We start from the raw sequence: 23581 nt of genomic DNA, 5'->3' as shown, positions 1-23581 counted from the left end.
AAAAAAAGAGGTATTAAACTTATGGCAACAAAATTTATTTTTGTAACAGGCGGGGTTGTCTCATCATTAGGAAAAGGGATTTCAGCATCAGCTATTGGACAGATTTTAAAATCCCGTGGATTAAAAGTATTTATTCAAAAGTTTGATCCATATATCAATGTGGATCCAGGTACAATGAGCCCTTATCAACATGGCGAAGTTTTTGTCACCGATGATGGTGCAGAAACTGACCTTGACCTTGGACATTATGAAAGATTTATTGACATCAATCTTTCAAAAGAATCAACAGTTACAACCGGTAAGATTTACCAATCTGTTATTTCAAAAGAACGTCGTGGTGAGTATTTAGGAGCAACTGTTCAAGTCATTCCACACATCACGGATGAAATCAAACTTCGTTTAAAAGAAGCAGCAGAGAAATCAGGAGCCGATGTTGTTATTACAGAAATTGGTGGTACTGTTGGTGATATTGAGTCACTACCATATTTAGAAGCAATTAGACAAGCACGTCGTGATTTTGGATATAAGAACACTTTATATATACACAATACACTTGTTCCATACTTAAGAGCTTCAAATGAAATTAAAACAAAACCAACTCAACACTCAGTAAAAGAATTACGCTCACTTGGTATTCAACCAGACATCATTATCCTTCGAAGTGAAGTAAAAATTGTTGATGATGTTAAGGAGAAAATCGCTTTATTCTGCGATGTTGAGAAAGATGCAGTCTTTGAATCATTAGATGTTGATGTGATCTATCAAGCAATTATTAATCTACATAATCAACATATTGATGACTATATTATGAAACACTTCCAAATTGAAAATACAAAAGAAGCAGATGTAACACCATGGGTTAACTTAATTGACAAGATTAGAAACTTAAAGACAAAAGTTACCATTGGTTTAGTTGGTAAATATGTATCCCTTCAAGATGCTTACTTATCGGTAAGTGAGGCATTAAGACATGCAGGGTTTTATCATAATGTAGGTATTTCAATTAAGTGGTTAAATGCCGAGAAAATTACTGAGAAAAACTATCAAGAAACACTTCGTGGTATGGATGGTATCTTAGTTCCAGGTGGTTTTGGCAAACGTGCAACTGATGGCAAAATTTTAGCGATTAAGTATGCAAGAGAAAACAACATTCCATTCCTAGGAATTTGTTATGGTATGCAACTAGCATCCATTGAATATGCAAGAAATGTTCTTGGTATCATCGATGCAAACTCAACTGAAATCGATGAAAATACGAAAAATCCATTATTTACAATTCAACCAGAAAACCCAGAGGATTTCGGCGGTACACTACGCTTAGGTTTACAAAGAGCACATTTAAAACGCGGCACTAAAACTTATGAAGCTTATGGCACCGAGTACATTGAAGAACGTCATCGCCATCGTTATGAATTCAATAACAAATATCTTGAAATATTTGAATCAAAAGACATGGTTGTCTCTGGTGTTTATGAAGATAGAAATTTAGTTGAAACAATTGAACTTTCAAACCATCCTTGGTTTGTTGCAGTACAATATCACCCAGAATTTTTATCACGTCCATTAAGACCACATCCACTGTTTAGAGAATTTATCAAAGCTAGTCTAAAAAATCACAAAATCGACTAAAAGATTAACGTATCGTTTGTATAAATATTTGATTAGTTATATAATAACTAGTGGCTAAATTCGTCAAGGAGGAATTAAAAATGTTAGTTTCAGCAAAAGAAATGTTACAAAAAGCAAGAGCTGAAGGTTATGGCGTTGCACAAATCAACATCAACAACTTAGAGTGGATTAAAGCAGTCTTATCTACAGTTCAAGAATTAAACTCACCAGTTATCTTAGGTGTATCAGAAGGTGCAGCTAAATACATGGGTGGTTATGAAAACGTAATGGCTATGGTTACAACTTTAGACAAAGCTATGAAAATTACTGTTCCAGTAGCAGTACACCTAGACCATGGTACTTTTGAAGGTTCATTCAAAGCATTACGCGCAGGTTTCACATCAATTATGTTCGATGGATCACACTATCCATTTGAAGAAAATCTACAAAAGACTAAACAAGTTTTAGCAGCTGCTCATGCAATGGGTGTTTCTGTTGAAGCTGAAGTTGGTTCAATCGGTGGAGAAGAAGATGGTGTTGTAGGTATGGGCGAAGTTGCTGATATCGAAGAATGCCGTATAATTGCTGCTACAGGTGTTGACCTATTTGCAGCAGGTATTGGTAATATCCATGGTAAATACCCAGCTAACTGGCCAGGTCTAAGATTCGACGTTTTAGAAAATGTGGCTAAAGTTACAAATGGTGTTCCATTAGTATTACATGGTGGTACAGGTATCCCTGCAGACCAAATCAAAAAAGCAATCTCATTAGGTATTGCAAAAATTAACGTAAACACTGAATTACAATTAGCTTTCGCTGCAGCAACTAGAGAATATATCTTAGCTGGTAAAGACTTAGAATCAAAAGGTTTTGACCCACGTAAGTTATTAGAACCTGGTTACAAAGCAATGAAGAAAGTTATTGCTGAAAAATTAGAAATGTTCGGTTCAATTAACAAAGCTTAATTAACCAACAATAAAGTGAGGGAACATTATGCGTGATGAGTTACTATATCACGAATATGCCGGGTGGAAACTTGAGCATAGTGAACTAATTAATAACTTAAAACAATTAGATTCTCCACTCATTATTCGATTTGAGAATGTTTTAAATGTTATTGATCATTTATACGATAAGTTAATTGATGATCCAGATTATTCAGATGATGAAGATGAAATCTTTAGAACTGGATTCTATTATGTTTATGATCAAATCGAAGAAATCAAAAAGATTTTAAAAGATGTTTATCATAATGACTACATCGAATTAAATACAAATTCTAAAAAGATTAATCTATTACTCAATACAATTGATTTTCAAAATGAACTCTTAAGTCAAGAAAACTATGATTTAGAAGCGATGCAGTTCTTATTGGACTTTGAAAGCTCAATCATGGAAAAACTAACTAAAAAAGAGCACATTGATGATTCAATGTATCAAGCATTAGATATCAAAACTGATGAAATATTTAGAAAAATGAATCTAGAATTTTATCCGATTGATGTGATCTTCTTAGAGATAGCAGATGAATTAGGTATTATATAAACTTTAAAAGAAGCTACTCGTTAGCTTCTTTTTTTATTGTTTTATTTAACTATTCAAAATAAATAACATAAAATAGTGTTAAAGATACATATTCATTAGGGCTAAGTATATCTATAAAAATGGAGGTAATGATGAAAAAATTATTTATACTACTGTTACTACCAATTTTACTTTTTTCTGGATGTGAAAGATTTGAAGAGACTTCTAAACAAGATGTTATTAATGGATATCCAGATTTCATTAATTTTGATAAAAATGACGATATAGAAATAGATATTTTTGTTGATGGTTCTTTTTATGAAGGTTATGAATATCGTAATGTGCCAAATCAAATAGATTCGCACACAGCTTTAAGGATTTAGAGGATTCTTATATGTATGAATATATGTATGAAAGACAAACAAATGATTTTATCGAAAGACATTATAAAAATGGTGCTCAATTCTATAACAAAGTAGAAACGATGGATGAAGATACTTTTTATCAACTGTATTCAAATCAAACATATTTTAATATAGAAATTGATTTTAATTATTTTGATAAGATGACAGTTAATCGATCATTCTTACAGGTAGAAAAGGTATATAGAAGTGTCGATATATCATTTAAAAGTCATCCAGTGATTGAACTAACAACAGAGACTTCAACATATGAATTCATACTTTATACTGGCATATTTAGATTTGATGATTATTATGATGAAGGATTAGTGGATATTAATTTAGAAGGTAAGACAACAGATAATAAAGAAATATTAATTTCAATACATAAATCATAAAAGAAACTATAATCTTAAAAATCAATGGTTTTTGAAAGATAACAAGATAAAAATGTAAGTTATTTGTACAACATTGCTTCTATTTATTCTAATTCATATAATGATGATGGATTGTTGAGGTATACAATGAAAAAAATACTTACATTTTTATTTTTATTCAATTTAATCGTCTTAACAGCTTGTAAGGGTGATGATGCACCTGGTTTTCCAAACCTTGAAAATGAAGGGTATTTTATCTATCAAGAATTTTTAGCTCGTAGTACGTTTTCAGATCTTGATATCTTTGTTAAACACCCAGACTTCGATTTTCGATATGCAGTATCCATTAAAGGTGAGAATATCACAGTAACAACTTACTTTGAAGGAACCAGCACTCAAATCAAATACACAAAAAGCACATCATCTTATCAAACTAAAATATTTAATGTTTATGGTGAGGTGATTGAAGAAGGTGAAGTTCTTTCAATTGATGAAAATACCTTCAAAGAACATTATGTATTCATGGATCAGTTTAAGTTGAACATTGACTTCACCCTTTATAATAAACATTTTGTTACATTTCAAAGTGAAGGTGTAAATCGACCTAAAGGAAGAATTGATAGTTTTGATCTAGCAAATTATCCAAAACAAACATTTCAAGTTTTTGATCGTTCGTATGAAATGTCACTAACAAACCTTTATATTGGCAGCTATCAACAAAAGAAGATTTATAAATTATACAGTTATACAATCCGTGGAACTTATCAAAATACAAACGAGATTATGGATATTAAGATAAATGTTTCTTAAAAAAGATAAATTAAGATATGAGTTATATGCAAAAACATGCATATAGCTCTTTTTTATTTTATGGTGTTTCGTTTTAAAGAATCTAACTCACAAATGTGGATAATTTCTTGTATAATAATGGTATGAAAAAAATAAGAGTAGGCGTTATTGGGGTTGGGTCCATTGGCAAAGTTCATATTGATGCATTAAGAAGTTTACCTAATGTAGAGGTTGTTTCTATTTGTTCTAGAAGCAATATGGCAGAACGTGCTAAAGCATTAGGGATTCATAGTTACTATACTGACTATAAAGAAATGATTGATAAAGAAAATCTTGGTTGTGTACATATTTGTACAACAAATGATACACACTTTGAGATGGCTTTATATGCGATTAATAAAGGACTTCATGTAGTCTTAGAAAAACCAATGACTAAAACTGTTGAAGAAGCAGTAATACTTGAAGATTTAGTTAAGGAATCTAAGCTTGTACATGAGGTTCACTTTCATAATAGATTCTATCCAGTTCACCATTATATGAAAGAAAACATTAACCAGTTAGGTGACATTTTTTCAATTTATGGTGTCTATCTACAAGACTGGATGATGCCACAAAACACTTACAACTGGCGAGCAAGTAGTGAACAATCAGGATTAACTCGAGTGATCCACGATATCGGTACGCATTTTTTTAATTTAGTTGAGTTTGTTTCAGGACATAAAATAGTCGAAGTTATGGCTGAATTTAAGACCATCTATGATGAAAGAAACGGCATTAAAATTGACACTGAAGACTTAGGAATGGTATTATTCAAGACCGATAAAGGTGCGCTTGGAAACGCGATTATTTGCCAATCGGTTCCAGGCAAAAAGAATGAAATGAAAACTGTGTATATCGGTAAGCATGCGACCTTTGAATGGGATGGAAAATCGGTTAATGAAACCAAAAAATTACATTATGACAAAGATGAAGAACTGATTAAAATCGATGAAATTGAAACATTGAAAGACAGTCAAAAATTCAAGGTTTATAATTTCTATGATAGTTTTGTAGAAGCCTTTAGAGGGGTTTATTATAAAATTGAAAACCCACTTTTTGATGGACATTTTGCAAATTTTAATGATGGATTACATTCAATGAAAATTGTAGATGCAATCTATCAATCAAACATGAAGAAAGCTTGGGTAAAAGTTAATGACTAATGAAGTATTAAAACAAAGAATTTTTTCACAACTGCGTTATACAATAATGTTATCGTTACTATCGTTAGGGGTCATAGGATTTACACTTTATACAGTTTTAACAGTGGAAACTGAATTAGGTGGTTTAATTTTTGACTGGATTTTAATTGGTATTGCTGGACTTTTATTTATCTTTGAATCGTGGGTTACAATTGGTGGCTTGATAGATTTAAAGGATCTAAAACGGAATAATTTAATTACAGTTAGAGCTAAATTTGTAAGTTTTATTAAAAAAGAAACTAAGAAAGGTGCGACAACTTATGCTGGTCAAGTCTTTATTGAAGAGGGCACTGGTAAAGAATTAGCACTAGATATCATTGGTGTTGAACCGAACAAGGTTTACACCATTATTTACGCAAAACACACAAGATTAGGTATTCCTGTTCAAAAATAGATGATTATTACATCTAAAGATGTAAGAATATAGTATAATAATTGTGCGATTTAACTTTGTAGAGCGAAAGGAAATATGAATATATGTATGTACTCGTACGTAATATGAAAGTGAAAAAAGGCTTTCAAAAAGAAATGCTTGAACGTTTTCTCACGCCTGGTCCGATGCAAAAATCACCGGGGTTTGTTAAAGCAGAACTTCTTTTAGCATCATCTGCAAAAGAAGAATTTGATCTTTACAGACAAACCATTTATTGGGCAGACAAGAAGGCGTTTTATATTTGGGAAGGTTCACCTGAGCATATTGCTATGCACAAGAATAAGAACCACGAACACAATCAACGCCCTGAAGAAATTATCGAAGTTACTAGAGAGGCATTTGAGTTGATTGCAACCAAATAGTTATTTTACATGTTTAAGAAACGCTTCATTTATATACTGCTACTCGTTATATTAATCATCCTTTCACTAGGATTTGATGCAAGAAAAGATGTCAATTTGATATCTATTTTTCAGTTTAATAAAGAAGCGATTGATATTTTACTATTATCTAGAATTCCAAGAACGCTAACGATTCTCTTAACAGCATCAAGTTTATCGGTTGCCGGGTTGATTATGCAATCCATTGGTAGAAATAAATTCATTTCACCTTCAATTGCTGGTAGTCAACAATCAGCTATCCTAGGCTTATTAATCTCTTATTTATTTTTCACAGAGATGCCTTTATGGGGTCAATTCATTTTCTCGTTTTTATTTTCATTAATCGCATCCGCATTCTTTATCCGTTTCATTGGTAAACTTCATTTTAAAAATGAAATTTATGTACCTTTAATAGGATTAATGTTTAGTGCATTAATTGGTTCAATGTCAATGATTATTGCTCAACTAACTAACACCCAACAATTATTATCTGTTTTAGGTGTGGGAAGTTTTGCTAATAAAACACTTGGAACATTTGAATTAATCTTATTAACTATACCTGCTTTAGTGATTAGTTTTATTTATGCTCAAAAATTTAATATTGCAGCATTAGGTGAAGATTTCTCATTAAATTTAGGCATAAATTATAAACGTGTGTTGGCAGTCGGTATCATTATTGTCTCACTAATCGCATCCTCAACCTTTATTGTTGTTGGAAGTCTACCTTTCTTAGGACTCATTATTCCAAATATTGTATCGATGATTTATGGTGATAACATTAAGAAAAACATCTGGGATATTGCATTATTTTGAAGTATATTCGTGCTCATTTGTGACTTAATTGCTAGACTTGGTATTTATATTTTCACAGGTCTTTCTTATGAAATTTCAATTGGATTTATCATGGGACTCATTGGTTCAATTGTCTTCCTAGGATTAATTTTTAGGGAGGTAAAAAATGCGTAAGAAAATTCTTATCATGATAGGATTACTCATTCTATCGATTCTTGCATACTTATTTGTTTTCTTTATTCCAACCTTTGAGTCGATTATATATAACCTATCTAAACCAGACCGACAACACTTAGTCTTCTCAAGCATTATGAATGTCTTAGGTAATAGAAGTGTTCAGTTATTAGCGCTTGTTATGGTAGCAACCCTAACCGCATTTTCTACCCTTACATTCCAAACATTAACCAAGAGTAGAATCTTAACACCATCTGTCATTGGATTTGATAGTATCTTTATCATGATTCAAGCAACGCTAGTATTCTTTTTCTCAGGATTGCCACATTTATATTTAGATCCAATCACTAATTTTATATTGTCGTTCTTATTCATGAGTGGTATATCGATTTTAATTTACATGTCGGTCTTAAGAAAACATAAAAACAATATTGTCTTTTTATTATTAATTGGATTAATCGTATCAACACTTGCATCAAATTACGTTAATTTACTACAGGTTTTAATGGAACCAGAAACTTTCCAAACGGTACAAGCATTAACGACTGTATCAGTTGTTAATATTGAGTTTAACTTAGTTTGGATTTCACTACCACTCGTCATTTTCATTATTATCTATCTATTTAGAAAGAATTATGTTTATGATGTGATGTTACTAGGTGAGGACATTTCTAAAAACCTTGGGGTTGATTACAATAAAGAATCTATCATTAATCTAATATTTATTTCACTGGCAGTAAGTATAACAACAGCTTTAGTGGGTCCACTGTCATTCTTAGGACTGATTGCAGTGAATATATCAACAGAAATGTTTAAAGATTATAAGCATAAAAACTTATACATTTATTCAAGTTTACTAGCAACCATCGTTTTAATCTTTGGTCAAGCAATCATTGAATTAACCGGTTTTAAATCAACTGTAACAACTCTAATCCAGTTTACTGGTGGCATCTATATGATGTACTTAATCTTAAAGGAGAACCGCGTATGATTGAGTTTAAAAATGTAAGTCAAAAATATGGTGAAAAACAAATTCTTCATAATGTCGAATTAAATATTCCAGATGGTAAATTAGTTGCTGTAGTTGGTTCTAATGGTTCAGGTAAATCTACACTTTTAAAGACGATTACTAAACTTGTTTCAATTGAACAAGGTGACATCTTAGTTGATGGCGAAACAATCTTTAATAAACATAGAGAGATGTCAAAGACGATTTCATTACTTCGTCAAAATCATCATATTAATTTAAAACTAAAAGTATATGATCTGATATCATTTGGGAGATATCCATACTCAAAAGGTCGTCTTAAATCAGATGACCATTTAATGATTGATAAGATTATTGAATATTTAGAAATAGAACACTTAAAAGATAGATACATTGATACATTATCAGGTGGTGAGTTCCAAAGAACTCTGCTTGCTATGATTCTAGTTCAAGATACAAAATATATCTTACTGGATGAACCATTAAACCATTTAGATATTCATTACTCATTAGATATGATGTATCTATTACAACAATTTATCAAAGACTTTAACAAGACGATTGTTATCATTATGCATGACCTTAATATGGCTGCTGCATATTGTGATTATGCAATCGGAGTTAAGAGTGGCAAAGTCGTCTTCCAAGGAGACATTGATGACCTAATGAAAGACGAAGTACTTACTAAAATCTTTGATTACCCAATTTCAGTGCATAATGTTTGTGGACAAAATGTTTGTGTCTACAACAAAAAATTGTAGGAGGAAAGAATGAAAAAAGCCTTTATTATTTTAAGTGCTTTAGTATCAATTTTTGTACTATCTAGTTGTTCACTAGATTTTGGTGGTGATGATAGAGAAAGAGTTTCTATCACACATACCATTTCAAAAGTCACAATTACAGATGGTAATGAGGTAACTTTAAAAGAACAAGTTACAGAAGATTTTGTTGTTAACCCTAAAGTGGTAGCCGTATTAACTTTAGAAGTTGTTGATATCATGAATGCTGTTGGACTTGATACCTTCGGTATTGAACTATTTGGCTTATCTAAGACAAATCTACCAAGTTACTTATCAGAGTATAACGACAATAAATACCCTAATGTAGGTACTTTATTCGAAGTATATGGTGATGCTTTAAAAGCTATGATGCCAGATTTAATTATTATTGGGGGTAGATCATCTACTTTATATGAATCATTAAAAGCTGATTATGCATATGCAGATGTTCTAGACGTATCTAATTCAAACTATGATTTTGAAGTTCAAAAGTCAGTGTTTGAAAACTTAGGTAAGATTTTCCCAAGTGCTAAATCAACACTCGATAGTTATATTAGTCAATTTGAAGCAGAGTTTGATGCAATCAAGAGTTTATCAAACGGAAAAGACGCTTTATTTTTACTCGTTAACGGTGCTGCAATTTCAGTCTTTGGTGCAGGGTCAAGATATGGTGCTTTATATGATGAATTTGGATTTAAACCAACTGATCCAAATGTTGGTGTTACTGAATCACATGGTAACATTGTGTCATATGAATATGTTTCTGCTCAAAATCCATCATACATTTTCTTAATGGATAGAGGTGTTGCAACTGGTGGTTCTGCTGCAACAGATCAAGTAGTAAATAACGCATTAATTAAAGAAACAAATGCAGGTAAAGATGGCAACATTATTATCTTAAACGCTTATGCTTGGTATATTACAGCAGGTGGCGTTACATCAACTCAGGCAATGATTCAAGATATTAAGCAATCTTTAAGCTAAAAATCGATTAAACCCCAAGGAAACTTGGGGTTTTAGTTTATTTTGATAGTAATTAATCAAAATTTCAATAGAATATAAATTGAAATGAACAAGTATTTTGTTTGGGGATATCAATTAGGAGAGATTAAACAAAGAAGTTAATCACTTTATTTTAGTTTTATTAAGTGCACTTGTATGAGTTGCATGTATCAGTGAAAACAATTACGACGAACAATTAAGTCGTATTGAAGAAATGTTAGAGTCAATAACAGATAGGTTTGTAATATCTTATTTTTAAAATCTAAATTATATTTCTTAAACTGTTGACCTTTATTAGCCATAAAAAAACACCTCCTTAAATATAATTATCGAGGTGTTTTGTTTGTTAAGCTCTGTATGTATTAATTGTAGTAAATGTATAAACAGTTGGAATTGATAAATCAACAGCAGGCATTTCGTTTGAATAAGTAGAGGTGCTTGTTGAACCAAACATTACATAAACTAATTCAGGATGATCTATGAATGGGTTACGACTCTTTTGTACATCATAGATGCGGCCATTACGTGTAATTTCAAAATCATCAACTGGATCCTGTTGGTGCCATTCTAAGAACATTTGTAAGTCACCAACTTTAGAAATTGGAACATTATAACGAGTGGTTACGTATAATACGATACGTGCAACGTCTCCAACGTGTTCTGATCCTGGATAGAACTTACCAGAAGTTAATTTCCATTGTGTACCAGTTCCTGGACCAAATGGATAATTTGAACGAGTTGAGTTTACAGAGACAACAGCAGCTCTTAAGTTATGTAAATCATACTCAGGAGCATTAGATTCTCTAAGTTTTGATGCAGGTACTACGTGTTCTCTATTACCATATGATCCTAATCCTGTATAAATGTTATAAGTTTTACCTTGCCATTTATCCGCATTTTGAACTTGTGAAGTAGAACCTGTAGCTGAACCAATTGATTTAATCATGCTTGTTAATTGAGACTTCATCGCTGATTGTGATAAACCATTTAAACTTGCATAATAGCCAGTGTAATTACCTGGTTCAAAACCAGGTGTATCCATAGTCCATTTACCATAGATATCTAAATCTTGTGTAATTGCACTTGAAGTGTTAAATGATGTTGTAAATGATGAGTTTAAGAACCAACCATCAAATGTATATCCACTCTTTGTTGTAGAAGGAATTTGATTAGATTGTAATGTAGCATTTTCTTGAACTTCATATGTTGCAAGAATTGTACTTCCATCAAAGAATCTAACTTGATATGAAATTGGAAGCGTTGATGTCCATTTACCATAAACATTAGTGTTTTCAGTAAGTGTTGTATTTGAATCAAATGGTGTAGTTAATGATTGATTTAAGAACCAACCATTAAATTCATAATTTTCTTTATCAGTAGAAGGCTCTTTACCAGCAACTTTTCCATTATATGGAACAAGTGCAGTGCCAAGCTCTAGATTTCCGTTATAGAAAGTAACAACGATAACTACATCTGCAAATTCTGCAACAAGTTCCATGTTACCAGTAACTTTATCGCCTGTGAAAGGTGCCCCGTTTAGTGTCCAACCTACGAAGGTAAAACCATCTTTATCTGGATTTGCTGGATACATCATTTCTGAATCTAATTCAGCACGGAAACTAATAATTGTTGTTCCGTCATCTAATTTAAATACGATTTGGTACCCATCTTCATTTCCTGTCAAATCTTCGTCGTTACAAGCAACTAAGAAGAGAGATAGAAAAAGAAATAGTACTACAAAAATTTTCTTCATTTTTCCTCTTTACCTTTTGTTATTTTTTTCTTGCATGAGGGAATAAGATAACATCCCTGATGTTAGGAGTATTAGTTAATAACATAACGAGTCTGTCGATACCGATTCCGATACCGCCAGTAGGTGGCATACCATATTCAAGAGACTCGACGAAATCTGTATCCATTTCGGCAGCTTCTTGGTCACCTTTCGCTTTTTGTTCAAGTTGTTTCTCAAAACGTTGTTTTTGATCAATTGGGTCATTTAATTCTGAGAAAGCATTCGCGTATTCGCTACCCATTATAAACAATTCGAAACGATCTGTAAAGCGAGGGTCTTGTTCATTCTTCTTAGCAAGTGGTGAAATCTCCACTGGATGTCCATAAACAATCGTTGGTTGTACAAGTGTATCTTCAACATATTCAGCAAAAAATGCTTCAATAATATGTCCAAGTGTAAAGTGTTTTTCAAGTGGAACATTGTGTTTCTTAGCAAGCGCAACTGCTTCATCTAAACTCATCGGTTGGAAGAAGTCTACACCGGTTTGTTCTTTGACAAGTTCAACCATATGTGCGCGCTTAAAGTCTTTTAAATGAACAACTGTATCATTGAATGTTACGTCATATGTACCAAGTACTTCCATAGCAACAGAAGAAATACATTCTTCAACTAAATTCATCATATCAGTCACATCACCAAATGCTTGGTAAGCTTCAACTGTTGTGAATTCAGGGTTGTGCTTAGCATCAATACCTTCGTTTCTAAATAGACGACCAATTTCGTATACGCGATCCATTCCACCAACAATTAATCTCTTTAATGGAAGTTCAGTCGCAATACGTAAATAAAGGTCCATATCAAGGGCATTATGATGTGTGCTGAATGGTCTAGCATTTGCACCACCTAAGATTGGGTGTAATACTGGAGTTTCAACTTCTACGAAACCATTTGAGTCAAAGTAGTGTTGAATTGCTCTAATAATTCTTGGACGTAAGAAGGCTACTCTACGTGCTTCATCGTTAACAATTAAGTCAACATAGCGACGACGTCTAGCTTCCTCTTTATCTTGAAGTCCATGGAATTTATCAGGCAGTGGAGTTAATGCTTTAGTTAAGTGAATATATTCTTCAGCTTTAACTGTTAATTCATTTGTTTTCGTTCTAAATAGATGACCTTTAATACCAACGATATCACCTAAGTCAGCACGTTTGAATAGGTCAAAACCTAGTTCACCAACATGGTCTAATCGAACATAAACTTGGATTCTACCATCTCTATCTTGGATTTGCATAAAACCAGCTTTACCTTGTTCACGCTTTAATACAATACGTCCAGCAATTGAAACTTCTTTGTTTAAAGCCTCTAATTGGTCGTGGTCTAAATGGTTAAATTCATCAAAAATTTGTTTTGTTAAATGTGTTCTTTCATAGCGTTTGCCCCAAGGGTCAACACCTAAAGTTTTTAAGTCTTCAGCTTTTTTGCGGCGGATTGCTTGTTGTTCATTTAAATCATCAGGAAACATAATATGTTCCTCCTTTTAAGCATATTTGTTATATTGTGTAATTCATGAAAAAACGATCAGAAAGATCGCTTTTCCTCTGACACTAGTTCATACATTTCGTGATCTTTTGAGTAAACCAAACTGGTTACTTTAATGGTAATAATTTTTAAACCTAAGTGAAGTGTAACGAGGTCACCAATTTTAACCTCTTTACTTGGTTTTGCGAGCACATTATTCACAAAGATACGATCATGATCTGCGACCTCTTTTGCTATTGTGCGACGTTTAATTAGTCTTGATACCTTTAAATACTTATCAATTCGCAAGTTTGTCATCCTTTGATTCTGAAGATTTTTCTTCAGTTGCTCCGTTTTCACGGTTTTCCCACCAGCCTAATTTACCAGTAGCAGCAATTTCATCGATATCATTCTTAGTTAATGTTTCAACAGCCATTAAATACTTAGCGATATTATCAAGTAAATCTTTATTTTCAGTAATGACACGTTTAGCATCTTCATAACATTCAGTAATGATCTTTCTAACTTCTTTGTCAATTTCTTGAGCAACATAGTCAGAGAAGTTCTTTTCTTTTAAGTAGTCACGTCCAAGGAAGACATTGCCACCATCTGATTCATATTGGATAGGTCCTAAATCTGACATACCATATTCTGTAACCATACTACGTGCAATTCTTGTTGAACGTTTAAAGTCATCGTATGCACCAGTTGAGACATCATCAAACATGATTTCTTCGGCAACACGTCCACCTAAAAATGAAGTAATTACAGCAAGTAATTCTTTTTTAGAACGTGTGAACTTTTCTTCAACCGGAGTATGTAATGCATAACCACCAGCTTGTCCACGAGGGATAATTGTAACCTTTTGAACAACAGAAGCATTTCTTACCTTTAAACCAATCACTGCGTGACCTGCTTCATGGTAAGCAATCATTTCTTTTTCTTTTGGTGTATATTTTCTTGATTTCTTTGAAGGTCCCATTGTTACACGGTCAGCTGCCTCATCTAAGTCAGCAATTGTAACAACAGTTCTGTTTTCACGAGCAGCAAGTAATGTTGCTTCATTTAGTAAGTTTTCAATATCAGCACCAGTAAATCCTGGGATACGTGATGCTAAGTCTGATAATTTGATAGAAGGATCTAATTTCTTAGATCTAGCATGAACCTTAAGGATTGCTTCACGAGCTTTCACATCAGGAACTTGCATTGTAATTTGACGGTCAAAACGTCCTGGACGTAATAACGCTGGGTCAAGTACGTCTGGTCTATTAGTAGCAGCAATGATAATAATACCTATATTGCTACCGAAACCATCCATTTCAACTAATAATTGGTTAAGCGTTTGTTCACGTTCATCGTTACCGCCACCAAGTCCGGCACCACGTTGACGACCAACTGCATCGATTTCGTCAATGAAGATGATACATGGCGCATTTTCTTTAGCGACTCTAAATAAGTCTCTAACACGAGAAGCACCAACCCCAACATATAATTCAACGAAGTCAGAACCAGAAATTGAGAAGAAAGGAACATCAGCCTCACCAGCAACAGCTTTAGCAAGTAAGGTTTTACCAGTACCAGGAGAACCAACAAGTAGAACACCTTTTGGAACTCTAGCGCCCATTTCAGCATACTTTCTTGGATTTCTTAAAAAGTCAATTAATTCAGCCATTTCAGCTTTTTCTTCATCAGCACCAGCGACATCATCAAATTTAACCGCTTTACCTCTTGATAATCTAGCTCTATTTCTTGTGAAATCTTGAGCTTTATTATTTTGTTGTGTCATACTTCTAAAGAAGAAGACAATTAAGATGATTGGGACAATGAAGATTAATGCGTTTAGAATAATTGATAGATAATCAATTGAAACATGTTCTTTAAAATCTAAACTAATTGGTGTTGTTGGATTTGCTTGGTTATAAGCATCAACAGTTTCATGTAATAGATTTAATCGATCACCGAAGACAATAATCTCAAAACCGATAAATCCATCAGGGTTATTACCTTGGGTATATGAACCCTTGATACGCCATAAGTTATAGTTATCGCCACCAACATATTCAATAACCATGTCAGATACTTTTTGTTCTTCGATTAATTGATATAGTTCAGTTTCATTGATTTCTTTAGTACCAGGTTGCATATTCATAATGAATAAGTAAACACCGAATGCTAATAATGCAATGATTAAAATAACTAATAAGTCAGGACGCAATGGTGATTTTGTAGGTCTTTTTTGTGCGTTCATAAATATTCCTTCCTAGTTTTCATATACTTCGGGTTTTAACACACCGACGTATGGTAGATTTCTATAAAATTCTTGATAGTCGAGGCCATAGCCTACAACAAATTTTTTAGGTATAGTTTTTCCGATGTAATCAGGAACAAACTCAACCTTTCTGCCTGCTGGCTTATCAAGTAGCGTGACTACTTTAACTGATTTAGCTCCACGGTATTTTAAAAGTTCAGTAATAACTTTTAAAGTTGAACCGGTATCAACGATATCTTCGACAATTAAGACATCGCGACCAGCAACAGATCTTGCTAAGTCATACTTAATTTGGACATCACCAGTTGATGCGATGCCACCATGATAACTTGAAACTGCCATGAATTGAATTTCTAGTGGAATTTCTATATGCTTAATGAGTTGAGCCATGAATGGTACACAACCATTAAGTAAACCAACTAGAAGTGGTGTCATACCTTCATAGTCTTTAGTTAGGATAGCCCCTAAATCTGTACAAATTTGTTCAATTTCTTGTTCAGATACTAAGATTTCTGCTATATCTTTATGCATTTGGATTCTCCTTTATTTCAAGATAGATTTTGTTAGTTTGACCTAGGGTATGATTAATATAAAGATTTGGAATCCATAGAATTTGATCATTCTTATCTACAGCAAGCAGAAGTGAATCCCTTATTTCTTTTGGAATCTTTTTATCAATCAAGAAGTCTTTTAGCTTCTTGCGACCAAAGTTAAACTTCAATATATCTCCGTTTTTCCTATGACGCAAAGTGATAGGAAAATCTAATTCATTATAGCATAATTCTATTGAATTATAGGAAACATCCGTTTTTTTGTGGGAAATCGTGAGAGTTGGTAAAGTATTTTTGTTTTCATCTTTACTGAGGGCTTTGATTTTAACCAAATCATAAGATTTAATCATCATAAAGTTAGATGAGAGTTTAATCTCAACATTTGGTTTTTTAGTAACTAATTGTTTTAAGATCATGGATAATTTTTCATATGATTTTGAAACATTAATTTGCTCTAGTAAATACGAAATTACATCCCATTTAATGGCTTCATGAAGCAAATTGAATTCTTTTAAGTTGAATTCTAATTTTGAATTTAAGAATGTCTTTGATTGACTCCTAATAAAGTCACTAGCAAGATATACTTGACTAGAGAAATTCAAAATATGTTCATTTAAATCGTTCTCTTCTTTAAGTCTTGGAACTACGTGATGACGAATTCTATTTCTAAGATAATCATCCTCATCATTTGATGAATCTTCATTGTATTGTAAATCAAGTGATTTTGCATAGTTTTTTAAGTCATCTTTTGAGTATTTAAGCAATGGTCTATGATAGATATATCCATTGATATTTGAAATTTCTTGAATGCCACTATAACCTAAGAGATTTGAACCCCTAACAAGCTTCATTAACACAGTTTCAATTAAGTCATCTGAGTGATGTGCAGTGACAATATGCTTCGTATGATATTGATCGGCTATTTGTTCTAAATGATAATATCTTTCTTCTCTAGCTTTTTCTTGGAAGTTACCTGATTTAATATTTAGCTTAATCATATGGTAAGGAATCATAAATGCATCTGTAACATTTTTGATTAAGTCATGATCTTTATAAGAATCTTCTCGTTTTTGGTGGTTGAAATGAACAACAATAATTTTATAGCCGTGACTAATTAAAAAATTGAGTAGTACCATTGAATCAATACCACCACTAACTGCTACAATATATGTATTTAATTTTGATAAATTTAACTTAATACTCATCTAAACCCACCTAAAAATGATAATATTATTATATCACGCAAAAGGACTATAGAAGATGTTAATATTAGGCTCAACTTCATTAAGAAGACAAGAATTAATTGCTAAATTGAATATTGAATATAAAATTGTTAAACCTAACTTTGATGAGGATACTCTAGATGTCAATCTAGACCCATTAGAGTATGTCACATTAAATGCACTTTTAAAAGCAAAGTCAATTGAAAAAGACTATCCAAATGATACGATACTGACTGCAGATACAATCGTTGTTTTTGAAGGTGAAATATTAAATAAACCAACCAGTGAAGCAGAAGCTTATTTACAACTTAAAAAGTTATCTAACAACGAACATATTGTTTACACTGCTTGTGCACTAATTAAAGATGGTAAAACAGAACAATTCTATGACAAAGCAATTGTTAAATTTAAATACATGACAGATTTAGAAATTCTAGATTATATTAATACTGGTGAACCGATGGATAAAGCAGGTAGTTATGGAATCCAAGGTGAAGGTGCTAAATATGTTGAAGGTTATGATGGTAGTTTCTATACCATTATGGGACTCCCTTTAGAAATGGTCATGGATAAATTAAATATTAAATAAAAAAGAAATCATTTCTTTTTGGAGATGATTTCTTTTAAGTCTTCCTCAGTAAATAAATATTTTTTATTGCAGTAAGGACATATAATTTCAGCTTGATGATCTTCATCTAAAATTTCGATTAAAGTCTTTTTATCCAAACGGGTAAGAGACTTTTTATATTGTTGGCGTGTACATCCACAATGATACTTAATTGGATGACTTTCTAGAATACGTTCTGTACCATCAGCTAGTAGATGAATCATTTCCTCAGGTGTTTTACCTTGGATTAGATAGTCTGTTACAGATGGTAATTTTGATAATGCTTGCTCAAGTTTATCGATTGTTTGATTAGAAGCATTTGGTAAAACTTGGATAATAAAGCCACCTGCAGTTAAGACTTTTGCACCTTTTTGAACAAGCACACCTAATCCAACTGCAGAAGGTGTTTGCTCACTCGATGCATAATAATATGTGAAATCATCGGCAATTTCACCAGTTTGTAATTCTGATGATGAAGTGAAGTAATTACCCTTATAATCTCTTGTTACATGTAGGTAACCAGAACCAACTGCACCACCAACATTGAGTTTTCCTTTTTTTGGACCTTCTTCATAGATTAAATAAACATTAGGGTTTTGGATTCTAGAACGGACAATTCCACCTTTGGCATCCACTAACATTGTCCCAATAGGGCCGTCTCCGTCAATTTTTAACTGTAGACGTTCACCGTCTTTATACATTAAACTCATCATCGCGGACGCAGTTAAAAAACGTCCCATTGCTGCGGTTGCTGTTGCTTGTGTTTGATGGAGTTTTCGTGACTTTTCTGCTAACTTTGTGGAAACTGATACATAGATTCTAGTTTCATCATTATGAGCAAGTGCTATTACTGTGTAATCTTTCATAAACACCTCGTTCTTTATTATATACTACATGTGTGATAAAATAACACGCGGTGATGAAAAAATGAGTTTTAAATTAGGAAAATATGAAGTAACAAATAAATTAATCTTAGCCCCAATGGCAGGTGTATCTAACTCACCTTTTAGATTATTAGCAAGAGAATATGGTGCTGGGGTGGTCTTTGCTGAAATGGTATCTGATAAGGGTATCTTTTTCCAAAATGCAAAAACATTAGAGTTACTTTATATGACAGAGGTTGAAAAGCCCGCTGCTCAACAAATCTTTGGCAGTGATGTTCAAACGATGGTAGAAGCTGCGATGTTTGTTGATCAAAACTCAAATTGTGACTTTATTGATATTAACATGGGTTGTCCAGTTCCTAAAGTAGCTATTAGTGCTCAAGCAGGTTCTGCTTTAATGAAAGACCCACAAAAAATATATGAAATTGTAACAGCTATTAAAGCTAAAGTATCTAAACCAGTAACAGTTAAAATCAGATCTGGTTGGGATGAGAATTCAATCAATGCAGTCGAAGTAGCCAAAATTGTTGAAAAAGCTGGTGCATCAGCAATTACAGTTCATGCAAGAACTAGAGCTCAAGGTTATTCAGGAGAACCAAACCTAGATATTATTAAAGCAGTTAAAGAAGCTGTCTCAATTCCTGTTATTGGAAATGGAAATATCGTTGATGGTCCAAGTGCTAAACATATGCTAGAGTACACAGGTTGTGATGCTGTCATGATTGGTCGTGCTGCACTTGGTAATCCGTGGGTATTTAGAGAAATTAATGCATATCTCAATGGAACTGAAGCAGCAAAGAGACGTTACAGTGAAGTTAAAGAATTAATGACTAGACACTTTGATGATTTAGCGCGTTTACGTGGTGAACATATTGCATGTTTAGAAATGAGAAGTCATGGTCCATGGTATCTTAAAGGTTTACCTGGTGCATCAGAAGTTAGAGCAAAGTTAGCAAGAACACAAACAAGAGAAGAATATATGGCTAATTTAGATGCTTATTTTGAACAATTTAAAGATGATATCATTGAAGTTTAATAAAAATCATAGCTAATTTGTGTAGAAATCTGTAATTCTTGCGACAAAAACGTTTTCAAAGTGAAAAATAAAACTTTACCATTGTTAAAAAATCAAAATGGAATATAATTCTTTCTAAGCGAAGAAAAAGAGTAGTAGTTTGATTAGATTGATCAAAGAGAGCTGATGGTTGGTGAAAAATCAGTATGAATCTGCTTACGAACGTGCTTTGGAGCTTGTATTTCGAAAGAGAGATCTGAGGGGTACACGTAAATCGGCGTTAACGATATGAGGGCTAGATTTTTTATCTAGAACTAAGGTGGTACCGCGAGTTAATTCGTCCTTAGCATTTTTGCTAGGGACTTTTTTTTTATTCAAAAGAAAAAAGAGAGAGAAAAAGAATATAAAGGAGATAAATAAAATGTTCAAAAAACTTTCTGTATTCGTAATGCTAGTCATTACAACAATTACTTTAGTAGCATGTGGATCTACAGCATCAAACGTGTTTGAATTCGTTATTGATGAATCATACACTGAGTGGATTACATTAGGAACGTCAGCAGACTATCCGCCATATGAATGGCCAGTAACTGAAAATGGCAAAACAACAATTGTAGGTATCGATATTGAACTTGCAAAAGAAATTGCAAAAGCTGCAGGTAAAAATTTACGTGTAATCAACAAAGGTTTTGATTTCTTATTAGAAGACTTAGAAGCTGGTAAAGTTGATTTTGTTATTTCAGCAATGACTCCAACTCCTGCACGTGCTCTAAGAGTAGACTTCTCAAAAGTTTACTATGAAGCAACACAATCTGTTTTAATCAAAGCTTCAAACTTAGAGATTTACAATTCATTTGAATCTTTAAATCAAGCAAATATTAAAATTGGTGCACAACTAGGTTCAATTCAAGCAGAATTAGCTTTAGAATTTGATCAAGCAACTACTCAATTCATTCAAGCAATTCCTGACTTAGTAATGAGATTAGAAGATAACCAAATTCAAGGTTTAGTATTAGAAACAGCAGTTGCTGAAAGTTATGTTAGAAACAGACCAGCATTAGCAATTGCTAATATCAAAATCGGTAGCACAGAAGATGGTACTGCAGTTGCAGTAGCCAAAGGTAACCAAGATTTCCTAGCGCTTATCAATCAAGTCATCGACGAATTACAAGAATCTGGCAGATTTGCTGAGATTGTTAGTGAAATGGTTTTATTAAATAGCTAAGATGGATTTTTCATTCTTATCTAATTCCGACTATGTAGGTATGTTGCTACAAGGTCTAGGAATGACTATTATTTTATCAATCCTGTCAGTTATCTTTGGGACAATGCTTGGTTTTATTCCTGCATGGATGAGATTATCTAAGAACAAGGTGTTAAACTTTATTGGTACTACTTATGTTGAAATCATACGTGGTACACCATTACTTGTTCAACTTCTATTAATCTATGCAGTTATTCAAATTCCATTTGTATTAATCCTAGGACTAGACATGTCATCATTTGTACCTGGTTTTATAGCTTTACTTATTAATACGAGTGCATATGTATCAGAAGTTATTCGTGGTGGTATTTTATCTGTGGACAAAGGACAAACAGAAGCTGCTTTAAGTTTAGGTATGTCAAAAGGTCAAACAATGAGAAGAATTGTTTTACCTCAAGCAATCAAAAACATTATTCCAGCATTAGGTAATGAATTTGTCACAATGATCAAAGAAACCTCAATCTTCATGTACTTGGGTATACCTGAGTTGATGTATAATGCAAATACAATCAAGAGTTTCACTTATGCAATTAAGGAAACTTATATTGTAGTTGCTGTATTATACTTCGCTATTACATTCCCAACATCTAAATTGATGGCATATTTTGAAAGGAGATTAAAGAAGAGCGATGCAAAATAATCACATTGAAGTAATCAATCTTCGTAAAACTTTCAAAGATGGTACACAGGCATTAAATGGCGTATCTGCGCTATTGGAATATGGTAAAGTCACAGTTATTATCGGACCATCTGGTAGTGGTAAATCAACCTTACTTAGAACCTTAAATTTAATGGAAACTCCAACATCAGGTGAAATTCTATTTGATGGTGTTTCAATCCTAGATAAAGATTTTGATATCCAAAATCACCGTAAACAAGTGGGTATGGTATTCCAACACTTTAATTTATTTCCGCATTTAACTGTATTAGATAATTTAAATATTGCACAAATTTTAGCTAAGAAAACCACTAAAGAAGAAGCAACAAAGATTTCACTCGATTTATTAAATAAAGTGGGACTTTTAGAAAAGAAAGATAGTTATCCTAATCAGTTATCTGGTGGACAAAAACAAAGAATCGCAATTGCAAGAAGTTTAGCAATGGAACCTAAAGCAATCTTATTTGATGAACCAACATCTGCTCTAGATCCTGAAATGATTGGTGAAGTTTTACAAGTTATGAAGAACCTAGCTAATCTTGGTATGACAATGGTCGTTGTAACTCATGAAATGGGCTTTGCTAAAGAATTTGCTGATAAGGTTATTGTTATGGATCAAGGTGTTATTATTGAAGAAGGCACACCCGAGGTTATCTTTGGTAACCCCCAAAACGAAAGAACAAAGAATTTCTTAAAACGCGTACTACAAGTATAATGAATAAAGTCGTTCGAAAGAACGGCTTTTTTTATCGAAAATTTTGTGTCTTAAAAATTATTTAATTATAATAGAATTACAAGAACGATAAATTTAATATAAAGGTAGGGGATATATATGGCTAAACTTATAAATTTTGAAGTTGTTAAACTTCCTAAGGTTATCATTATCGGTAAAGAAATTAAACACCGATTTGATCTTATGATGAAAGGCGATAACCCAATTCCGGCATTTTGGGGAAAATGCTTTGAAGAAAATGTTTTTGGTATTCTAGAAGCACAAAAAGATTTCATTTACAATGCTGATTATGTAGGTGTTATGTGTGATTTCACCAAAGGAGATGGTGAGTTCTCATACATCATAGGTATGATTATGAAAGAAGGGGCAACCGTTCCTGATGGATTTAGAGCCTTCGTGATTGAAGAAGGTGATGTTGCTATTGGCTATGTCAAAGGTGAAGAACTAGATGTATCAATGAATGCGCATCGTCTAACAGAAGAAGCGATAAAAAATATAAACCGTTCAAATCATAATATGGAATGGTTTATGGAGCTATATAACTGTCCAAGATGGACAGATGCTGATCAAGATGGCCACAGAACAATGGATTACTATATACCATTAGATTAAGTGTTAATAAAAAAAGCCTCAAATCCG

Annotated in this window: 26 protein-coding genes and 1 other annotated feature; of the genes, 19 read left to right on the top strand and 7 right to left on the bottom strand. The window is 32.7% G+C overall.

Annotated elements, in window-relative coordinates; genetic code table 11:
• Positions 1 to 21: 21 nt before the first annotated feature.
• The 13 genes from pyrG to PG914_RS06485 all read left to right on the top strand — a co-directional run bounded on the left by pyrG (position 22) and on the right by PG914_RS06485 (position 10470).
• A complete protein-coding gene (pyrG, locus tag PG914_RS06545; RefSeq protein WP_488822979.1) occupies positions 22 to 1629 on the top strand; it encodes a CTP synthase in 1608 nt (535 codons plus the stop codon).
• 80 nt (positions 1630 to 1709) lie between these two features.
• Positions 1710 to 2573 carry a class II fructose-1,6-bisphosphate aldolase gene (fba, locus tag PG914_RS06540; RefSeq protein WP_488822977.1) on the top strand — a complete coding sequence of 288 codons (864 nt, stop codon included), beginning with the start codon at positions 1710 to 1712 and terminating at the stop codon, positions 2571 to 2573.
• A 28-nt stretch (positions 2574 to 2601) separates the two neighbouring features.
• A complete protein-coding gene (locus PG914_RS06535) occupies positions 2602 to 3153 on the top strand; it encodes a hypothetical protein (RefSeq protein WP_488822975.1) in 552 nt (183 codons plus the stop codon).
• A gap of 131 nt (positions 3154 to 3284) precedes the next feature.
• On the top strand, positions 3285 to 3515 hold the full coding sequence (locus tag PG914_RS06530; protein WP_488822973.1) for a hypothetical protein: 231 nt from the start codon (positions 3285 to 3287) through the stop codon (positions 3513 to 3515).
• An 11-nt stretch (positions 3516 to 3526) separates the two neighbouring features.
• Positions 3527 to 3931 carry a hypothetical protein gene (locus PG914_RS06525; RefSeq protein WP_488822971.1) on the top strand — a complete coding sequence of 135 codons (405 nt, stop codon included), beginning with the start codon at positions 3527 to 3529 and terminating at the stop codon, positions 3929 to 3931.
• 126 nt (positions 3932 to 4057) lie between these two features.
• Entirely contained in the window at positions 4058 to 4720 is a 663-nt protein-coding gene (locus PG914_RS06520; RefSeq protein ID WP_488822969.1) for a hypothetical protein, read from the top strand.
• Positions 4721 to 4842: 122 nt separating this feature from the next.
• Positions 4843 to 5901, top strand: a complete 1059-nt coding sequence (locus PG914_RS06515; RefSeq protein ID WP_488822967.1) for a Gfo/Idh/MocA family protein — start codon at positions 4843 to 4845, stop codon at positions 5899 to 5901.
• Positions 5902 to 5947: 46 nt separating this feature from the next.
• Positions 5948 to 6334, top strand: a complete 387-nt coding sequence (locus PG914_RS06510; RefSeq protein WP_488822966.1) for a hypothetical protein — start codon at positions 5948 to 5950, stop codon at positions 6332 to 6334.
• Between the two features lie 83 nt (positions 6335 to 6417).
• On the top strand, positions 6418 to 6735 hold the full coding sequence (locus tag PG914_RS06505; protein ID WP_488822964.1) for an antibiotic biosynthesis monooxygenase: 318 nt from the start codon (positions 6418 to 6420) through the stop codon (positions 6733 to 6735).
• 9 nt (positions 6736 to 6744) lie between these two features.
• Positions 6745 to 7566: an iron chelate uptake ABC transporter family permease subunit gene (locus PG914_RS06500; protein WP_488822962.1), complete on the top strand. Its 822-nt coding sequence runs from the start codon at positions 6745 to 6747 to the stop codon at positions 7564 to 7566.
• Between the two features lie 145 nt (positions 7567 to 7711).
• Positions 7712 to 8710: an iron chelate uptake ABC transporter family permease subunit gene (locus PG914_RS06495; protein WP_488822960.1), complete on the top strand. Its 999-nt coding sequence runs from the start codon at positions 7712 to 7714 to the stop codon at positions 8708 to 8710.
• Positions 8707 to 9468, top strand: coding sequence for an ATP-binding cassette domain-containing protein (locus PG914_RS06490; protein ID WP_488822958.1), 762 nt, complete (start codon positions 8707 to 8709; stop codon positions 9466 to 9468). Before PG914_RS06495 ends, PG914_RS06490 begins: the two co-directional genes overlap by 4 nt.
• A 9-nt stretch (positions 9469 to 9477) precedes the next feature.
• Positions 9478 to 10470 carry a siderophore ABC transporter substrate-binding protein gene (locus PG914_RS06485; RefSeq protein ID WP_488822956.1) on the top strand — a complete coding sequence of 331 codons (993 nt, stop codon included), beginning with the start codon at positions 9478 to 9480 and terminating at the stop codon, positions 10468 to 10470.
• Between the two features lie 364 nt (positions 10471 to 10834).
• Here PG914_RS06485 and PG914_RS06480 read toward each other — a convergent pair whose 3' ends face one another.
• The 6 genes from PG914_RS06480 to tilS are packed head-to-tail and all read right to left on the bottom strand — an operon-like array spanning position 10835 to position 17763.
• Positions 10835 to 12241, bottom strand: a complete 1407-nt coding sequence (locus PG914_RS06480; protein WP_488822954.1) for an endonuclease — start codon at positions 12239 to 12241, stop codon at positions 10835 to 10837.
• A gap of 19 nt (positions 12242 to 12260) precedes the next feature.
• Complete coding sequence (lysS, locus tag PG914_RS06475) at positions 12261 to 13742, bottom strand: lysine--tRNA ligase (protein WP_488822952.1); 1482 nt, start codon at positions 13740 to 13742, stop codon at positions 12261 to 12263.
• Positions 13743 to 13798: 56 nt separating this feature from the next.
• Positions 13799 to 14047, bottom strand: a complete 249-nt coding sequence (locus PG914_RS06470; protein WP_488822950.1) for an RNA-binding S4 domain-containing protein — start codon at positions 14045 to 14047, stop codon at positions 13799 to 13801.
• Positions 14037 to 15986 carry an ATP-dependent zinc metalloprotease FtsH gene (gene ftsH, locus PG914_RS06465; protein ID WP_488822948.1) on the bottom strand — a complete coding sequence of 650 codons (1950 nt, stop codon included), beginning with the start codon at positions 15984 to 15986 and terminating at the stop codon, positions 14037 to 14039. The genes PG914_RS06470 and ftsH overlap by 11 nt, the downstream gene beginning before the upstream one ends.
• A 12-nt stretch (positions 15987 to 15998) precedes the next feature.
• Positions 15999 to 16538, bottom strand: coding sequence for a hypoxanthine phosphoribosyltransferase (gene hpt, locus PG914_RS06460; protein ID WP_488822946.1), 540 nt, complete (start codon positions 16536 to 16538; stop codon positions 15999 to 16001).
• Positions 16531 to 17763 carry a tRNA lysidine(34) synthetase TilS gene (tilS, locus tag PG914_RS06455; protein ID WP_488822944.1) on the bottom strand — a complete coding sequence of 411 codons (1233 nt, stop codon included), beginning with the start codon at positions 17761 to 17763 and terminating at the stop codon, positions 16531 to 16533. The genes hpt and tilS overlap by 8 nt, the downstream gene beginning before the upstream one ends.
• 55 nt (positions 17764 to 17818) lie before the next feature.
• Here tilS and PG914_RS06450 point away from each other — a divergent pair, with 55 nt between their 5' ends.
• Complete coding sequence (locus PG914_RS06450; RefSeq protein WP_488822942.1) at positions 17819 to 18370, top strand: Maf family protein; 552 nt, start codon at positions 17819 to 17821, stop codon at positions 18368 to 18370.
• An 8-nt stretch (positions 18371 to 18378) separates the two neighbouring features.
• Here the strand turns inward: PG914_RS06450 and hslO are convergent, their stop codons facing one another.
• Positions 18379 to 19254, bottom strand: a complete 876-nt coding sequence (gene hslO, locus PG914_RS06445) for an Hsp33 family molecular chaperone HslO (protein WP_488822940.1) — start codon at positions 19252 to 19254, stop codon at positions 18379 to 18381.
• A 28-nt stretch (positions 19255 to 19282) separates the two neighbouring features.
• Between hslO and dusB the strand changes: the two genes are divergently transcribed.
• From dusB to PG914_RS06420, 5 genes are all read left to right on the top strand, one after another.
• The gene (gene dusB, locus PG914_RS06440; RefSeq protein ID WP_488822938.1) at positions 19283 to 20308 is read left to right on the top strand and encodes a tRNA dihydrouridine synthase DusB; all 1026 of its coding nucleotides are present in this window, start codon (positions 19283 to 19285) and stop codon (positions 20306 to 20308) included.
• A gap of 112 nt (positions 20309 to 20420) precedes the next feature.
• Positions 20421 to 20635, top strand: a binding site (T-box leader).
• A 73-nt stretch (positions 20636 to 20708) separates the two neighbouring features.
• On the top strand, positions 20709 to 21512 hold the full coding sequence (locus tag PG914_RS06435) for a transporter substrate-binding domain-containing protein (protein ID WP_488822936.1): 804 nt from the start codon (positions 20709 to 20711) through the stop codon (positions 21510 to 21512).
• A gap of 1 nt (position 21513) precedes the next feature.
• Positions 21514 to 22191: an amino acid ABC transporter permease gene (locus PG914_RS06430; RefSeq protein ID WP_488822934.1), complete on the top strand. Its 678-nt coding sequence runs from the start codon at positions 21514 to 21516 to the stop codon at positions 22189 to 22191.
• A complete protein-coding gene (locus tag PG914_RS06425) occupies positions 22181 to 22924 on the top strand; it encodes an amino acid ABC transporter ATP-binding protein (RefSeq protein WP_488822932.1) in 744 nt (247 codons plus the stop codon). The genes PG914_RS06430 and PG914_RS06425 overlap by 11 nt, the downstream gene beginning before the upstream one ends.
• 117 nt (positions 22925 to 23041) lie before the next feature.
• Positions 23042 to 23554: a GyrI-like domain-containing protein gene (locus tag PG914_RS06420; protein ID WP_488822931.1), complete on the top strand. Its 513-nt coding sequence runs from the start codon at positions 23042 to 23044 to the stop codon at positions 23552 to 23554.
• Positions 23555 to 23581 lie beyond the last annotated feature (27 nt).

The organism is Acholeplasma sp. ORD1043 (assembly GCF_057808485.1).
Note: the sequence above shows the minus strand (reverse complement) of the source record. Positions and strands in the feature narration are given on the sequence as shown.